Annotated in this window: 12 protein-coding genes; 4 read left to right on the top strand and 8 right to left on the bottom strand. The window is 59.0% G+C overall.

From position 1 onward, the window contains the following. Positions 1–52: 52 nt before the first annotated feature. The 4 genes from AB4P92_RS17260 to argE form a co-directional block, all read right to left on the bottom strand. Positions 53–1,420, bottom strand: a complete 1,368-nt coding sequence (locus AB4P92_RS17260) for an OprD family porin (protein WP_261735565.1) — start codon at positions 1,418–1,420, stop codon at positions 53–55. 423 nt (positions 1,421–1,843) lie between these two features. Then, positions 1,844–3,172, bottom strand: a complete 1,329-nt coding sequence (locus tag AB4P92_RS17255; RefSeq protein WP_150597877.1) for an OprD family porin — start codon at positions 3,170–3,172, stop codon at positions 1,844–1,846. 569 nt (positions 3,173–3,741) lie between these two features. Then, positions 3,742–5,043, bottom strand: a complete 1,302-nt coding sequence (gene argA / locus AB4P92_RS17250; protein ID WP_042561649.1) for an amino-acid N-acetyltransferase — start codon at positions 5,041–5,043, stop codon at positions 3,742–3,744. Positions 5,044–5,310: 267 nt separating this feature from the next. After that, positions 5,311–6,465 carry an acetylornithine deacetylase gene (argE, locus tag AB4P92_RS17245; RefSeq protein ID WP_047304056.1) on the bottom strand — a complete coding sequence of 385 codons (1,155 nt, stop codon included), beginning with the start codon at positions 6,463–6,465 and terminating at the stop codon, positions 5,311–5,313. Between the two features lie 155 nt (positions 6,466–6,620). On the opposite strand from argE, the gene AB4P92_RS17240 reads away from it, so the two are divergent. Beyond that, positions 6,621–7,991 carry an inorganic triphosphatase gene (locus AB4P92_RS17240; RefSeq protein WP_042561651.1) on the top strand — a complete coding sequence of 457 codons (1,371 nt, stop codon included), beginning with the start codon at positions 6,621–6,623 and terminating at the stop codon, positions 7,989–7,991. Between the two features lie 115 nt (positions 7,992–8,106). Here AB4P92_RS17240 and AB4P92_RS17235 read toward each other — a convergent pair whose 3' ends face one another. Beyond that, positions 8,107–8,571, bottom strand: a complete 465-nt coding sequence (locus tag AB4P92_RS17235; protein WP_016983809.1) for an Lrp/AsnC family transcriptional regulator — start codon at positions 8,569–8,571, stop codon at positions 8,107–8,109. 126 nt (positions 8,572–8,697) lie between these two features. On the opposite strand from AB4P92_RS17235, the gene AB4P92_RS17230 reads away from it, so the two are divergent. The 3 genes from AB4P92_RS17230 to AB4P92_RS17220 all read left to right on the top strand — a co-directional run bounded on the left by AB4P92_RS17230 (position 8,698) and on the right by AB4P92_RS17220 (position 11,302). Beyond that, positions 8,698–9,036, top strand: coding sequence for a hypothetical protein (locus AB4P92_RS17230; RefSeq protein WP_395597917.1), 339 nt, complete (start codon positions 8,698–8,700; stop codon positions 9,034–9,036). A 93-nt stretch (positions 9,037–9,129) separates the two neighbouring features. Next, entirely contained in the window at positions 9,130–10,914 is a 1,785-nt protein-coding gene (locus AB4P92_RS17225) for a GspE/PulE family protein (RefSeq protein ID WP_150616805.1), read from the top strand. 70 nt (positions 10,915–10,984) lie between these two features. After that, positions 10,985–11,302: a DUF2388 domain-containing protein gene (locus tag AB4P92_RS17220; protein WP_210623142.1), complete on the top strand. Its 318-nt coding sequence runs from the start codon at positions 10,985–10,987 to the stop codon at positions 11,300–11,302. 188 nt (positions 11,303–11,490) lie between these two features. On the opposite strand, the gene gcvP is transcribed toward AB4P92_RS17220, so the two are convergent. From gcvP to gcvT, 3 genes are all read right to left on the bottom strand, one after another. Continuing rightward, a complete protein-coding gene (gene gcvP / locus AB4P92_RS17215; RefSeq protein ID WP_261735562.1) occupies positions 11,491–14,364 on the bottom strand; it encodes an aminomethyl-transferring glycine dehydrogenase in 2,874 nt (957 codons plus the stop codon). 254 nt (positions 14,365–14,618) lie between these two features. Continuing rightward, positions 14,619–15,002 (bottom strand): glycine cleavage system protein GcvH, encoded by a 384-nt coding sequence (gene gcvH / locus AB4P92_RS17210; protein ID WP_047304068.1) that lies wholly within the window; start codon positions 15,000–15,002, stop codon positions 14,619–14,621. Positions 15,003–15,050: 48 nt separating this feature from the next. Continuing rightward, on the bottom strand, positions 15,051–16,133 hold the full coding sequence (gcvT, locus tag AB4P92_RS17205; protein WP_042561657.1) for a glycine cleavage system aminomethyltransferase GcvT: 1,083 nt from the start codon (positions 16,131–16,133) through the stop codon (positions 15,051–15,053). Position 16,134: the final 1 nt, after the last annotated feature.

The following is a 16,134-nucleotide window of genomic DNA, read 5'->3' as shown; positions in this document are numbered from 1 at the left end:
GTCCGGCGCGATGCCGGACGGGGCTTTTTTACATCCGCGATTCGAAGCGCTATTACATCAGCGGGATCGAGTAGCTGACGATCAGGCGGTTTTCATCCTGGTCACGCTGACCTGGGATGTCGTTGCGCCACATAGCGTTTTTCCACATTACGCCAACGTTTTTCAGCGGGCCTTCTGGCACGACATAACCGATGGTCAGGTCGCGTTCCCACTCGGAACGGCCAGTCGCATTGGTGCTGACTTGACGGTCGCCAACTTTACCGGTGGTGTCGATGTTATCGCCACGCAGGTAAACCACACCGGCGGTAAGGCCAGGTACGCCAACTTTGGCGAAATCGTACGAGTAACGTGCTTGCCAGGTACGCTCGCCAGCGCGGGCGAATTTGGCAATCTGCATGTCGGTAGTGATGTAAGCCGACGAGCCGTCACCTTGGTTCAGCCAAGGGAAATCGCTGTTGCCGTTGCTGACCTGATAGCCGCCACCGAAAGTGTGACCTTCAACGGTGTACAGGAACAAGCCGCTGTACAGGTTGTTGTCTACTTTTCCTTTAGTGATGCCAGTGCCGTAGTCACCGGTGGTGTAGTAGGCCGGGTCATTACCGTTGGCGCCATCGTTACGGCTGTTGAAGTAACGGAAATCAGATTTCAGGACACCCGGGCCAATTGCCCAGTTGTGAACCAGACCCAGGAAGTGCTGCTTGTAGTAGTCCTGCAGGTTGCCGTAGTAGTACTGGGCAGTCAGGTCTTTAGTGATTTTGTAGTCACCGCCACCGTAGATGAACTTGTTGCTGTCACGACCGGCAGCGGTGTGAGCGTTGGAGCCTGCAATCGACAACTCTTCGTTGTTGCTGGAGTTACGGCCTTTGGCGTGCTCAATCTGACCAGCAACCAGCGTCAGGTCTTTGATCTCGCCAGATGTGATCTGGCCACCTTGGAAGGTTTGCGGCAGCATACGACCGTCGTTGGTCACAATTACCGGCAGTTTCGGCTGCAGGGTGCCCAACTTCAGTTCGGTCTGAGAGATCTTGGCTTTGGCAGTCAGGCCCAGGCTGGAGTAGTTATCAACGGCTTCGCCGTTGGACTTGCTCGGGAAAACAGTGCCGCCGTAAGAGGTAGAAGTGGCGCCGTTGGTGCCACCGCCCGAATCCAGACGCACGCCCAGCAGGCCGATAGCATCGATACCGAAGCCGACGGTGCCTTGGGTGTAACCGGAAGTGAAGCGCAAATCGAAGCCTTGGCCCCATTCTTCTTGCTTGTTCTGAGCCTTGGCAGCTTTGGTATCGCCATCACGGTTATCAGTGTTGATGTAGAAGTTACGCAGCCCCAAAGTTGCCTTGCTGTCTTCGATGAAACCGGCGGCGCCTGCCTGCTGCGCCATAACCCCTACGGCCACAGCCAGGGCCAAGGTGGACTTGTTCATGTAAAGCTCCTCTCGTTTCTAATTCTTCTGCTTTTTTTCTGTCGGCTTCGGATCGATTGCCCGAAATCCTGATCGCTTGGTCGCTTGATCGCAGTGGACCTTTACCCCAGTCAAAGCCGCGAAAGCATACCCCGGCATAGTCCCAAAAAGAATTGTTTCACTCTTTTTTCAGAGCACCGAGATATATAAAGGCACTGCAGATTGGAGGTATCGGCTTCAGCCCCGATTCCTGAACCCTTGAGATTGTCGAGGGACGAAAATGCCAAAACACCGCAGTGACTTTTGAGCGCTGGAAGGGGCCTAATTTAGCTTTTCGCCAAAAAAACAAAAGGAATAAAAACTTTCTACAACCTAGCAATATGGAATATATAAAAAAGCACGAAAAAAAACCTTGCCGAGCGGCAAGGCTTTTCTCTGGATTTGTTACAGGAAGCTGTAGGTGTAGTTGAAGATCAGGCGGGTCTGATCCTGATCGGCAATATTGATTTCGCTGCCGCGATAAACACCATTGCGCAGTGTTACACCAAAACCTTTGAGAGCACCCTGTTGAACGGTGTAATCGATACGCATGTCTCGCTCCCACTCGGACATGTCGCTACCGGAACCGTTCGTTGCCTTGATGTTATCGCCATGCAGGTAAGCGACCGAAGCTTTGAGGCCCGGTACACCCAGCCCTGCGAAGTCATAGGAGTACTGGCCGAAGGTCGTGTTTTCACCGGCACGGACGAAACCGTTAATCATGGAGTCGGTGAACAGGTAGAAGCTTGCGCCACCGGCACCCTCTGGGCGACCGTTGCCATCGACCACGTTGCCCTGGTTCAGGTAGACGAAGCCACCGTCATCGTTGACGCGTTGATGGCCGAGCAAGAAGGCGTTGCCACCCAAGGTGTAAGTGAACATGGCACTCCAGGTCTTGTTATCGACCTCGCCCGGAGTCTTGGCATAACCACCGTTGTTATTGAAGCGGTAGCCTGCGTCGCCGTTCTTGCCATCAGAGCTGCTGTCGAAATAGCGGATGTCGGTCTTGAACGACTGGTTGGTGCTGATCGGAAGGACGTGCACCAGGCCGAAGAAGTTCTGCTTGTAATAATCCTGCAGGTTCGAGTGGTAGTACTGCAGGGTCAGATCTTTGGTGACCTTCCAGTCAGCACCGGCATAGCGGAACTGATTGCTGTCCTGCGTACCACCGGCCACTGCGAGGCCGGTGCTGTTTGTGGAGGCACGACCCACTGCATGCTCGAGTTGACCAGCATTAAAGGTGACGTTGTCGATTTCCTTGGAGGTGATCGTGCCACCCTCGAAGGTTTGAGGCAGCAGACGGCTATCGTTCGCAACCAGAATCGGCAAGCTAGGTTGCAGCGCGCCCCCCAGGTGAGCTTCGGTCTTGGACAGACGTGCCTTGACGTTACCCGCTACGCGGCTCCAGGACTGCGTTGCCGAACCGTCGGAATCACTTGGGCTGAACGAGTTATTGTCTGGGTGGTGCCCACGGCCACCATCAAGGTGAATACCGCTGAGCGCCTGCACATCAAGACCAAAACCGACCATACCTTGAGTGAAACCGGACAGGTAATCAAACTTGAAGCCCTGCGCGGCTTCTCTCTGATCTGCGCCGCCATCACGGTTGTCGTTGTTGAAATACATGGTGCGGGAACTCAGGGAAGCCTTGCTGTCTTCGATGAAACCCGCGGCACCTGCCTGCTGCGCCAATACCCCAAAGGCCACAGCCACGGCCAAGGTGGACTTATTCATTGTCAAGCTCCTCTCGTTTCTAATTATTGTTTGCCTGGCCCGGATCGATGCCCGGGTTCCAAAGGTCAGCGATTAGCGCCAGAGCGTGACCCACAAGTCAATCGTAACTTTGTGTGTCTACGACCATGGTCTAAGCTCCGGTTTTTTGGTCCATGCAGGTTCATGAGTTCGTCATGAATCTGAAAAGAATGAATACCTTCTTTTCTAATACCCTTTAGGAATTTAACCCCGTATTTGCACGCTCTGGTGCCGCCCATAACAACGCGCCGGTCAATTCCTGAAAGGTATTAAGCTGCCCTGTTTAAGCCCATTTGCCCTGAAGCAATCCTGTAACAGTTCCATCACCCCAGCAGCCAGCCCGGGGCACTATCCAGATCAATTGTTACAGTTTGTGTGTCGGTAGGTTTTTTGCAGGCACGGCGCAGCCGCCGTTCTTGCCGGAATGCAACAAGTCATTCCAGTCATGGTTTTCAGCGAGGGGAATCAGAAGGAGAGGTTCAGATTGAAATGCGCAGGTGTCGCGATGTGGGGACCTTGCAGCCTGCCCCCACTCGCCACGCCCTGATGAATCAAAGGGTCTTTTCGAAGATCTTCGAATTACGTTGATAGTTGTACAGCGACGCCCGAGCCGCTGGCAGACGCTCAACACTGCTCGGTTCGAAACCACGCTCGCGGAACCAGTGCGCGGTCCGTGTGGTAAGCACGAACAGCGTCTTCAAGCCCTGCGCACGGGCACGGGTCTCGATGCGCTCCAGCAATTCGTCGCCGCGCCGGCCATGGCGATACTCCGGGTTCACTGCCAGACACGCCAGTTCACCCGCATCCGAATCAGCAATCTGATACAGCGCCGCACAAGCGATGATCATGCCTTCGCGCTCGACCACGCTGAACTGCTCGATCTCACGCTCCAGCACTTCACGCGAACGACGTACCAGAATCCCCTGCTCTTCCAGCGGGCTGATCAGGTCAAGCAAACCGCCGACGTCTTCAATCGCCGCCTCGCGCACCAGTTCGAATTGCTCCTGGGCAACCAGCGTGCCGCCACCGTCACGGGTGAACAGCTCGGTCAGCAGTGCGCCATCCTCGACGTAACTGACGATGTGGCTGCGCGCCACACCGCCTCGGCAGGCTTCGGCGGCGGCATCCAGCAGTTCCGCTTGATAATTGCTGCTGCCCAGACGCTGCAAGTGCGCCGGCACTTGTTGTGGACGCAGCTCACGCACCAGTTTGCCGTTCTCGTCGATCAGGCCGAGGTCAGCGCCGAACAGCAGCAATTTGTCTGCACCCAGATCGATGGCGGCGCGGGTGGCGACGTCTTCGCAGGCGAGGTTGAAGATTTCCCCGGTCGGCGAATAGCCCAGCGGCGACAGCAGCACGATCGAACGCTCATCGAGCAAACGATTGATACCCTTGCGGTCGACCCGGCGCACTTCACCGGTGTGGTGATAGTCGATACCTTCCAGTACACCGATTGGTCGCGCGGTAACGAGGTTGCCGCTGGCCACGCGCAGGCGCGAGCCCTGCATCGGCGACGAAGCCATGTCCATCGACAACCGCGCTTCGATGGCGATGCGCAACTGGCCGACCGCATCGATCACACACTCAAGGGTCGCGGCATCGGTGATGCGCATGCCGTGGTGGTAATGCGGAGTCAGGCCGCGGGCGGCGAGGCGGGTTTCAATTTGTGGGCGCGAACCATGCACCAGCACCAACCGCACGCCGAGGCTGTGCAGCAGCACCAGGTCGTGGACGATGTTGCCGAAATTCGGATGATCCACGCCGTCGCCGGGCAGCATGACGACGAAGGTGCAATCGCGGTGGGCATTGATGTAGGGAGAAGCGTGACGAAGCCAATTAACGTATTCGGGCATGAACCTGGGCCTGTAATAAATAGCAGCCGGAAAAAAGGGCGAAACGGAAAACGCACAGCGGGCTGATGGTTATCGTCGGAACAGGCTTGGCGACACGCGCGCTCTCCTCATGAATACGGGTTGGGTTGCAGGCAATTTACAGCGTTCGGTCAGGTAAAACATGGATCCCTTGTGGGAGCGAGCCTGCTCGCGAACGCGGTGTGTCAGATACATCAATGTTGATTGACACGACTGCTTTGCGAGCAGGCTCGCTCCCACAGGGGTACATCATGGTTTGTCCGGGGTCAGGCAGTAATGTTCAATCAACTGTCGCAATAGATGCACGGTAGGCTGCAAACGTGACATTTCAAGGTATTCGCCCGGTTGATGCGCACAGGCAATATCACCGGGGCCAAGTACGATGGTTTCGCAGCCAAGACGCTGAAGATAAGGCGCTTCGGTGCCGAACGCTACTGCTTCGGCAGTGTGGCCGGTGAGCTTTTCGGCAATACGCACCAATTCGGCGTCCGCGTCCTGCTCAAATGACGGCACTTCCGGGAACAATGGCTTGTAGTCGATCTTCACCTGATGCCGCTCGGCAACCGGGTTGAGCTTGCGCAGAATTTCCGCCCGCAGGACTTTCGGGTCCATACCCGGCAACGGCCGCAGGTCGAACTCCAGCGAACACTGGCCGCAGATACGGTTGGGGTTGTCGCCACCATGGATGCAGCCGAAATTCATGGTCGGTTGCGGCACGCTGAATTGCGGATTGTTGTATTCGCGCTGCCACAGCAGGCGCAGGCCGCGCAGTTCGCCGATGGCATCATGCATGGCCTCAAGGGCGCTGTGCCCCAGGCGCGGGTCCGACGAGTGCCCGCTCTGCCCAAGGATGTCGATGCGCTCCATCATGATGCCTTTGTGCATGCGAATCGGCTTGAGCCCGGTCGGCTCGCCGATCACTGCCGCGCGGCCCAGCGGTCGTCCAGCCTCGGCCAGCGCGCGGGCGCCGGACATCGAGCTTTCTTCGTCACAGGTGGCGAGGATCAGCAGCGGTTGCTTGAACGGCTGATCGAGCAGCGGCAGCACGGCTTCGATGATCAGGGCGAAGAAGCCCTTCATGTCGCAACTGCCCAAACCGACCCAACGGCCGTCGACTTCTGTGAGTTTCAGCGGATCGGTGTGCCATAAGGCGTCGTCGTACGGCACCGTGTCGCTGTGCCCGGCCAGCACCAGACCGCCGGGGCCGCTGCCGAAACTGGCGAGCAGATTGAATTTGCCGGGGCTGACCTGCTGGATATCACAGCTGAACCCCAGATCACCCAGCCATCCCGCGAGCAAATCGATCACCGCCCGGTTGGACTGATCGAGGCTCGGCTGGGTGCAGCTGACCGATGGCGCGGCAATCAGCGCAGCGAACTGGTCTTGCATGGATGGCAAAGGCATCGCTGACTCCAACTCCCGATTTGAAGTCCATCATAGAACCATCCGGCGTCAGGAATAAACCGCCGCAGGGCGTAGGACGAATCAGTCCTGTACACTGCACGGCCTTGGCAGCCACATATTCCCCGGCTGCGCTCCCGATCCTGGATTTTCCGGCCATGCAGAAAGAAACCGAAATCAAACTCCGCGTCAGCCGCGAAACCCTCGCTGCCCTGCGCGAGCACCCTCTTCTGAAAAAACGCAACAAAAGTGGCTGGGAACGCCGTGAGTTGATGAACCAGTACTTCGACACCCCGGAGCGCGATCTGGCCCAGGCCAAAGTCGCCCTGCGCCTGCGCAAGGACGGCGATGAGGTGATTCAGACCCTCAAGACCCGTGGCCAGAGTGTCGCCGGTCTGTCCGAGCGTAACGAGTACGACTGGAAACTGCCCAAAGCCAAGCTCGACGTGAAGAAACTCGACGGCGAATGCTGGCCAGAGTCGCTGGCCGAGCTGGACAAGAAAACCCTGAAGCCGATCTTCACCACCGATTTCGTCCGCGAGCGCGCCGAAATCGCCTGGGGCCGCGGCAAGAGCAAAGTGGTCATTGAAGCGGCGCTGGATCTGGGTCATGTCGTGGTTGGCAAACAGAAAGAAGAAATCTGTGAGCTGGAACTGGAACTGCGCGAAGGCGAGCCTGAAGCGTTGCTGGAACTGGCCGCTGAACTGGCGCAAACCCTGGCCCTGATGCCGTGCGACATCAGCAAGGCAGAGCGCGGCTATCGTCTGTACGACGCCAACAGCTACTCGCTGAGCCTTCCGGCGCCACAACTGACGGTCGAAACCCAGCTGGACGACGCTTTCGCCGCCCTGTGCTGGCATTTGCTCGGCAGCAGCCAGCGTCTGGCCGAACAGTATCGTTTCAACGGTCACTGGCGTTTGTTGCAGGACTGGGTCGAGAACCTTGCCGAAATGCGCGCTCTGCTCAGCAGCCTCGGCCAGGCCGCACCGCGTCCTTCGACCCACGACCTGCGCGTGGCTCTCGACGCACTGCTGGAAGACTGGCGTCCGCTGGTTCAGGTGGGTATCGAAGACGAAGATGTGCGCAAAGCCGCGCCGGAGCAGTTCCTCGAAGAGCTGGAAGACCCACGCTGGGGCCTGTTCTCGCTGACGGCTTCGCGCTGGTTGCTGGCTCGCACCTGGACGGCTGATCGTAACGTGCGTGGCAACCGTCAGGGTGGCGCGCAGTTGCACAGCTGGTTGCCGCGTCTGCTCGGCGAAGAAGCCACGGCCCTGCAATTGCAGCGCTATCAGCAGCAGCCGGAAGATCTGGCTGAACAGCTGCCGCGTATCGAGCGCATTCAGGTCTGGCTGCACCACGCCCGCAATGTACTGGAGATCCCGGAAATGGATCGCCTGTACGGCGAGCTGAACAAGCTGGCGCAGTTGGCCAACGAGCCGACAATCACTGACGAACTGCTCGATGCACGCAAGCAGCAGGCGATTGCGGTTTACCAGAACCGCGCGTGGAAAATGCTGCTGCGTATGTAATACCGCCATCGCTGGCAAGCCAGCTCCCACAGGGTTTGATGTTGAAATGTAATTTGTGTTTCAACACAAAACCTGTGGGAGCTGGCTTGCCAGCGATGAGGCCAGCAGCCTCACCTCAAACCGGCAAACTTGTTGTGGACTTGATCTCCGACAACGCCACAATCGAGTTCACTTCCTGTATCCCCGGCACCAGCGACAGCTTCTCGAAGAAGAACCGCTCATACGCCTCGATGTCCGCCGCGACAATTCGCAACAGAAAATCCACCGCGCCCATCAGCACATAACACTCCAGCACCTCCGGAAAACCGCGAATCGCTTCGGTGAATTCGGTGAAGTTCGAACGCCCGTGGGCGTTGAGTTTGATCTCGGCAAAGATCTGCGTGTTGAGGCCGATTTTCTTGCGATCGAGCAAGGTCACCTGGCCGCGAATGATCCCCTCCTCCTTCATCCGCTGAATCCGCCGCCAGCATGGCGATTGCGACAAGCCCACCTGCTCGGCGATCTGCGCGCTCGAGAGCGATGCGTCCTCTTGCAGCAAAGCCAGAATCTTGCGGTCGTAGCTGTCCAGCTCGCTGTGCATAGAAAAACCTCAAACAGAACATTCTGCGAATTGATCTAGTTGATCAAACGCCAATAACGCTCATCTTAGATAAGAAATACCCGGCAGCGAATGTAAAAATTCCTCCAGTGATTTTGGAGCCCCGCCATGCCGCACCTTGAAGCCGTCAACACACCCCTGACCCGCGCCGATGTCTGGAACGTCAATAACGTCCACTGCCTGGCGCAGTATCAGATTCTCGCCGAGGCCGAACCGGATCTGCTGGTGCGCGTGCTCAACCTGTTCGCGTTGCAGTTTCTTACGCCTGAGCAAGTGAACGTGCAGCGAATGGATGATCTGTTGTCGATCGACCTCGTCATGGGCGGCCTGAGCTGGCATCGCGCGCAAGTGATTGCGGAAAAACTTCGTAACCTGATCAGCGTCTGTTCGGTGAATCTGCAGAACACCGACACGGCGTGGGCTGAACCGGCGCAAGCGGCCGGCTGACAAATCCGGCAACGGCTTCGTCGGGTAGTGGCCCAACGGTCTGCGGGGCCGCGACTATCCTTTTGCGCACTGTCGCTTAAAAGGAAAGCCCGCATGTCCGTTCAACTTGCCACTCAGGACCGCTGGCTGGACCTCAATGATGTATTGCGTGAACTGGTCGCCCAAGGCTTCATCAGCCAGGATTCGGCGGAGCAGGCGCTCAATGCCCGCCGTCGCCACGCCGCGCATGGTCAGAAGCATCCGCTGGAGTTTATCGCCAGCCAGCAACTGGACGACCTCAGCCGTCCGGGCAAGCATCTGGACCTCGAAAGCCTGACCCTGTGGCTGGCGCAACAGGCCGGCCAGCCCTATCTGCGCATTGATCCGCTGAAGATCAACGTTGCCGCCATCACCCCGTTGATGTCCTACGCCTTTGCCCAGCGCCACAAGATTCTCGCGGTGGCGGTCGATCGCGACTCGGTGACGGTGGCCAGCGCCCAGCCTTATGTGACCGGCTGGGAAGCCGATCTGACTCACGTCCTGAAGCTGCCGATCAAACGGGTGGTGGCCAACTCGGTGGACATCCAGCGTTTCAGCGTCGAGTTCTTTCGCCTGGCCAAATCGGTCAGCGGCGCCAGTAACGCCGATCAACAGAACGGCAACCTTGGCAACTTCGAACAACTGCTCAACCTCGGCGCCAGCGATCAGGAGCCGGACGCCAACGACGCGCACATCGTCAACATTGTCGACTGGCTGTTTCAATACGCCTTTCAGCAGCGCGCCAGTGATATCCATATCGAACCGCGTCGCGAGCAAGGCACGGTGCGGTTTCGCATCGACGGTGTGTTGCACAACGTCTATCAATTTCCACCGCAGGTAACCATGGCGATTGTCAGTCGCCTGAAAAGCCTCGGGCGCATGAATGTCGCCGAAAAGCGCAAACCCCAGGACGGCCGGGTCAAGACCAAAACCCCTGACGGCGGCGAAGTGGAGTTGCGCCTGTCGACCCTGCCCACCGCGTTCGGCGAAAAAATGGTCATGCGGATTTTCGACCCGGATGTGCTGCTCAAGGACTTCGATCAGCTTGGGTTTTCCGCCGACGATCTGCGCCGCTGGCAGGACATGACCCGCCAGCCCAACGGCATCATTCTGGTCACCGGGCCCACCGGTTCGGGCAAGACCACCACCCTCTACACCACCCTGAAAAAACTGGCGACGCCGGAGGTCAACCTCTGCACCATCGAGGACCCGATCGAAATGGTCGAGCCGGCGTTCAACCAGATGCAGGTGCAACACAACATTGACCTGAGCTTCGCCGCCGGGGTCCGCGCGCTGATGCGACAGGACCCGGACATCATCATGATCGGCGAGATCCGCGACCTCGAAACCGCCGAGATGGCGATTCAGGCGGCACTCACCGGGCATCTGGTGCTCTCGACCTTGCACACCAACGATGCGCCGAGTGCGATCAGCCGGTTGCTTGAACTGGGCGTGCCGCATTACTTGATCAAGGCCACGGTGCTCGGGGTCATGGCCCAACGGCTGGTGCGGACCCTGTGCCCACACTGCAAGGCACCGCTGACTCTGGACGAGGAGGATTGGCAAACCTTGACTCGCCCCTGGCAGGCGCCACTGCCGGGCAACGCGCAAAGGGCCATCGGCTGCGTGGAGTGTCGCGACACGGGTTATCACGGACGCGCGGGGGTTTACGAAATCATGCAACTTAGCGACAGCCTCAAAGCCTTCATCACCCCGGACACCGACCTCACGGCGATCCGTCGCCAGGCATTCAAGGAAGGCATGCGCAGCTTGCGCCTCTCCGGCGCGCAGAAAGTTGCGGCGGGGCTGACGACGGTGGAGGAAGTGCTGAGGGTGACGCCGCAAAGTGAGCTGAAATAGGCGCTCAGGGAACCGGATAGGGAAAATGACGATCCAACCAGTCATTCAACACCAGTGGAGTCACCCCCTCATGCGTCTCAAACTTGCTGTCGCTACCGTTGCCCTGCTGTCTCTGCCTGTTGGTTCGGCAATGGCCGACAGCTTCTGGCGTAACGTCATTTCCTCCGGCGCCACCACCGGCTCGACCTACCTGACCTTCAAGGATCACAAGCTGATCGTCGCCGCGCAGGACGACGCCGGCAGTTTCGTTGCCAGCGACGGCGGCATCCGTGGCCCGTACCTGGAAGCTGCGATGCAGAAAGTCCGTAACGACAATCCGGGCCTGCAGGCGACGGACATGGAACTGGCGAACGCGATTCTGGCAAAGAACGCCGTGGCTTCCGAGTAAGTCGTTCGCAGACAAAAATGCCGCTCATTTGAGCGGCATTTTTTTGCCCGGATTTCAGCCCCACCCTGTAACCCTGTGGGAGCGAGCCTGCTCGCGAAAGCAATCGTTCAGCCAGCATTTGCGGTGACTGACACGCCGCTTTCGCGAGCAGGCTCGCTCCCACAGGGGATGGCATGCTTACAGGGCAATCAGCGGTAATCGTCGACCGGCACGCAAGCGCAATACAGATTGCGGTCCCCATAGACATTGTCGACCCGATTTACCCCCGGCCAGTACTTGTGTGCCTTCGTGTGCGCATCCGGGGTGATGCCTTGCTCGATGCTGTACGGCCGCTCCCACACGCCGGTCACATCCGCCAAGGTATGCGGCGCACGCTTGAGCGGGTTGTCTTCCGCCGGCCAGTTACCGTTCTGCACCTCGGTGATTTCCGCGCGAATACTCAACATCGCGCCGATGAACCGGTCCAGCTCAGCCTTGGATTCGCTCTCGGTCGGCTCGACCATCAAGGTGCCCGGCACAGGGAACGACATGGTTGGCGCATGGAAGCCGTAATCCATCAGGCGCTTGGCGACATCCTCCTCGCTGATCCCGGTCTGCGCTTTAAGCGGTCGCAAATCGAGAATGCATTCATGGGCCACGCGACCATTGCGACCGGTGTAGAGCACGGGAAACGCACCGGATAAATGCTGCGCCAGGTAGTTCGCCGCGAGGATCGCCACCTCGCTGGCGTCTGCCAGTTGCGGCCCCATCATGGCGATGTACATCCAGCTGATCGGCAGAATACTCGCACTGCCCCACGGCGCCGCGCTGACTGCTCCGTTCTGCGCCAGCGGCCCGTCGATCGGCACCACCGGATGGTTGGCGACGAACGGCGCCAGATGTGCGCGAATGCCGATCGGGCCCATGCCCGGCCCGCCACCGCCATGGGGAATGCAAAAGGTTTTGTGCAGATTCATGTGCGACACGTCGGCGCCGATGTCCGCCGGGCGCGCCAGCCCGACCTGCGCATTGAGGTTGGCGCCGTCCATGTACACCTGACCGCCATGCTTGTGGATAACCTCGCAAATCTCGCTGATGCCCTCCTCGTACACACCGTGGGTCGATGGATAGGTCGCCATCAGGCATGACAACTTATCCCCAGCCTCGGCGGCTTTTGCCTTCAAATCCTCCAGATCAACGTTACCCGCCTCGTCGCACTCGACGATTACCACGCGCATCCCGGCCATTTGTGCCGAGGCTGGATTGGTGCCGTGGGCCGACGACGGAATCAGGCAGATATCCCGTGCCCCTTGCTGGCGGCTCTCGTGATATTTGCGGATCGCCAGCAGCCCGGCGTACTCGCCCTGAGCGCCGGAGTTGGGCTGCATGCAAATCGCATCGAACCCGGTAATCGCGCACAACCAGCGCTCAAGCTCTTCGATCATCAAGGTGTAGCCGACCGCCTGCTCCCTGGGCACGAAGGGATGCAGATTGGCGAACTGCGGCCAGGTGATCGGGATCATTTCGCTGGTGGCGTTGAGTTTCATGGTGCAGGAGCCCAACGGGATCATCGACTGGTTGAGCGCCAGATCCTTGTTCTCCAGTTGCTTGAGATAACGCAGCATCTCGGTTTCGCTGTGATGGGCGTTGAACACCGGATGACGCAGGTAAGGTGTGCTGCGCTGAAGACTGTCTGGAATGCCGGAATCAAGCGCCTCAGCGTCAAGATCGTCGACGATCAGCCCATGATCGGCGCCAAGCAGCACATCGAACAGCTTTGCCACGGTGTGCTCGTCACACGTTTCGTCGAGGCTCAGAGCGACCCGGCCACGGCCGAGAATCCTCAGGTTGATTTGCGCAGCCTTGGCACTTTCGATAATCGCGGTTTGCGCGCCGCCGACGTCCAGTGTCAGCGTGTCGAAAAACTGTGCGTTGACCCGGTTGATACCGTGGCGCTCAAGACCTGCCGCCAGAATGCAGGTCAGCCGATGCACCCGCTGCGCGATCCGCTTCAAGCCTTCCGGCCCGTGATAGACCGCGTAGAAACTGGCGATGTTGGCCAACAGCACCTGCGCCGTGCAGATGTTCGAATTGGCTTTCTCACGGCGGATATGTTGCTCGCGGGTTTGCAGGGCCATGCGCAACGCGACGTTGCCGCGGGCGTCCTTCGACACACCGATGATCCGCCCGGGAATCGCCCGTTTGTATTCCTCGCGACTGGCGAAAAAAGCGGCGTGTGGCCCGCCATAGCCCATCGGCACGCCAAAGCGTTGAGACGAACCGAACACCACATCGGCGCCCAACTCACCCGGCGGCGTCAGCAGCAACAAACTGAGCAAATCAGTGGCGACACAGGCCAGCGCCTGCTGGGCATGCAAGTGATCGATGAGCGGTCGCAGATCGCGGATCTCGCCGTGGGTGTCGGGGTATTGCAGCAGTGCTCCAAATACCTGGTGCTGCTTCAAGTTATCCACAGCGCCGATGATCAACTCGAAACCGAAACCTTCGGCCCGGGTCTGCACGACGGAAATGGTTTGTGGATGACAGTTCTCGTCGACAAAAAACAGATTGCTCTTCGACTTGGCGACACGTTTGGCCAGTGCCATGGCTTCCGCCGCCGCAGTAGCCTCATCGAGCAATGAGGCGTTGGCCAGTTCCAGGCCGGTGAGGTCGATGGTCAGTTGCTGAAAATTCAGCAGCGCTTCGAGCCGACCCTGGGCAATCTCCGGTTGATACGGCGTGTAAGCGGTGTACCAACCGGGATTTTCCAGCACGTTGCGCAAGATGACGGTCGGCGTGAGCGTGCCGTGGTAGCCCATGCCGATCAGGCTGGTCCAGACCTGATTCTGCTCGGCGTAGCCACGCAGCCTGGCCAGCGCCGCTTGCTCATCCAGCGCTGGCGGCAAATCCAGTGCGCGATTAAAGCGAATGCCCGGGGGCACGGTCTGCTCGATCAGTTCACCTCGGCTGCCGAGGCCGAGGCTGTCGAGCATGGCCTGCTGCTCGGCGGCGTCGGGACCGAGATGGCGGCGCAGGAAGGCCTCGGGATCGCGTAACTGGCTCAGGGACGGCAACTGGGACATGACGGGCTCTCTCTTGGCTGGCGCTCGGCGTCAAGGCAAATACGGTCAAACCAGCATAGCAGTCCATGTCGCCGCCAATTTTCAGAGCAACCCCTTTCCCCTTGTGGGAGCGAGCCTGCTCGCGAATGCGGTGTGTCATTCAATTCAAATGTGTCTGACAGACCGCTTTCGCGAGCAGGCTCGCTCCCACAGGGAAAAATCATCGCCCATGAAAAAGCCCCGACAAGTCGGGGCTTTGGGGTGCAGCGCTCAGCTTACTCGCCGATGGCAGCCTTGTAGGCAGCCGCGTCGTGCAGCTTGTCCAGCTCAGCCTTGTCGCTTGGCTTGAGCTTGAAGATCCACGCACCGTACGGGTCGGAGTTCAGCAACTCAGGCGAACCGCTCAGCTCTTCGTTGATCGCGATCACTTCGCCGCTGACCGGGGCGTAGATGTCGGAAGCGGCTTTCACCGATTCGACCACACCGGACTGATCGCCAGCCGCAAATACTTTGCCGACTTCGGTCAGCTCGACGAACACCACATCACCCAGCGCTTCCTGCGCGTGATCGCTGATGCCCACAGTGACGGTGCCGTCGGCTTCCAGACGTGCCCATTCGTGACTTTCGGCAAAACGCAGGTCGGCAGGAATATCGCTCATCTTCAGTGTCCTCAAGAAATTGTCAGCGGTGGTGCCCGCCGGAAAAGGTTAGATCAAAGTTTTGCCATGGCGTACGAAGGTCGGTTTGACCACTCGTACCGGGTACCACTTGCCACGGATTTCCACTTCGGCGCGGTCGGCAGTCGCCATCGGAACACGCGCCAGGGCAATCGATTTGCTTAGCGTAGGAGAGAAACTACCACTGGTGATCTCCCCTTCGCCAACATCGGCGATACGAACGACCTGGTGGGCACGCAAAACACCGCGTTCCTCAAGCACCAGACCGACCAGTTTGTGTGCAACGCCAGCGGCTTTTTCCGCCTCCAGCGCAGCACGGCCGATGAACTGACGCGAGGCCGGTTCCCACGCGATGCTCCAGGCCATGTTGGAAGCCAGCGGCGAAACGTCTTGATGAATGTCCTGACCGTAGAGGTTCATGCCGGCTTCCACGCGCAACGTGTCGCGGGCACCGAGGCCGATCGGGGAAATGCCGGCACCCACCAGATCGTTGAAGAATGCCGGGGCCTGATTGGCCGGCAATACGATTTCCAGACCGTCTTCACCGGTGTAGCCGGTGCGGGCAATGAACCAGTCGCCGTCGGTCTCGCCTTCGAAGGGTTTGAGGTGCTGGATCAGCGTGGCACGCGACTGGGTGACCAGTTCGGCAATCTTGTGCCGGGCATGCGGGCCTTGAATGGCCAGCATCGCCAGCTCCGAGCGCTCGTGCAGTTGCACGGTGAAACTGCCGAGTTGCGCCTGCATCCAGGCCAGGTCCTGATCACGGGTCGAGGCGTTGAACACCAGACGATAACCGTCTTCGAGGCGGTAGACGATCATGTCATCGACGATGCCGCCACGCTCGTTGAGCATGGTGCTGTACAACGCACGGCCGGGGCGGTGCAGGCGTTCGACGTCATTGGCCAGCAAATGCTGGAGCCAGGCCTTGGCCTGGGCGCCGTTAACATCGATTACGGTCATGTGGGACACATCGAACACCCCGCAATCGCGGCGCACTTCGTGGTGCTCCTCGACCTGCGAGCCGTAATGCAGTGGCATGTCCCAACCGCCAAAATCGACCATCTTCGCGCCGAGGGCGAGATGCAGGTCATACAGAGGCGTACGCTGTCCCATG

Origin of the sequence: Pseudomonas sp. A0308 (genome assembly GCF_044218815.1) — a bacterium.
Lineage (GTDB): Bacteria > Pseudomonadota > Gammaproteobacteria > Pseudomonadales > Pseudomonadaceae > Aquipseudomonas > Aquipseudomonas iridis.
This window is presented reverse-complemented; position numbering and strand designations above follow the sequence as displayed.

Coding starts and splice junctions, on each gene's coding strand:
- AB4P92_RS17220 (WP_210623142.1), top strand. CDS start 10,985: ATGCGTCTCAAACTTGCTGTCGCTACCGTTGCCCTGCTGTCTCTGCCT.
- AB4P92_RS17240 (WP_042561651.1), top strand. CDS start 6,621: ATGCAGAAAGAAACCGAAATCAAACTCCGCGTCAGCCGCGAAACCCTC.
- AB4P92_RS17235 (WP_016983809.1), bottom strand. CDS start 8,571: ATGCACAGCGAGCTGGACAGCTACGACCGCAAGATTCTGGCTTTGCTG.
- AB4P92_RS17260 (WP_261735565.1), bottom strand. CDS start 1,420: ATGAACAAGTCCACCTTGGCCCTGGCTGTGGCCGTAGGGGTTATGGCG.
- gcvP (WP_261735562.1), bottom strand. CDS start 14,364: ATGTCCCAGTTGCCGTCCCTGAGCCAGTTACGCGATCCCGAGGCCTTC.
- AB4P92_RS17255 (WP_150597877.1), bottom strand. CDS start 3,172: ATGAATAAGTCCACCTTGGCCGTGGCTGTGGCCTTTGGGGTATTGGCG.
- AB4P92_RS17225 (WP_150616805.1), top strand. CDS start 9,130: ATGTCCGTTCAACTTGCCACTCAGGACCGCTGGCTGGACCTCAATGAT.
- gcvH (WP_047304068.1), bottom strand. CDS start 15,002: ATGAGCGATATTCCTGCCGACCTGCGTTTTGCCGAAAGTCACGAATGG.
- argA (WP_042561649.1), bottom strand. CDS start 5,043: ATGCCCGAATACGTTAATTGGCTTCGTCACGCTTCTCCCTACATCAAT.
- gcvT (WP_042561657.1), bottom strand. CDS start 16,133: ATGGGACAGCGTACGCCTCTGTATGACCTGCATCTCGCCCTCGGCGCG.
- argE (WP_047304056.1), bottom strand. CDS start 6,465: ATGCCTTTGCCATCCATGCAAGACCAGTTCGCTGCGCTGATTGCCGCG.
- AB4P92_RS17230 (WP_395597917.1), top strand. CDS start 8,698: ATGCCGCACCTTGAAGCCGTCAACACACCCCTGACCCGCGCCGATGTC.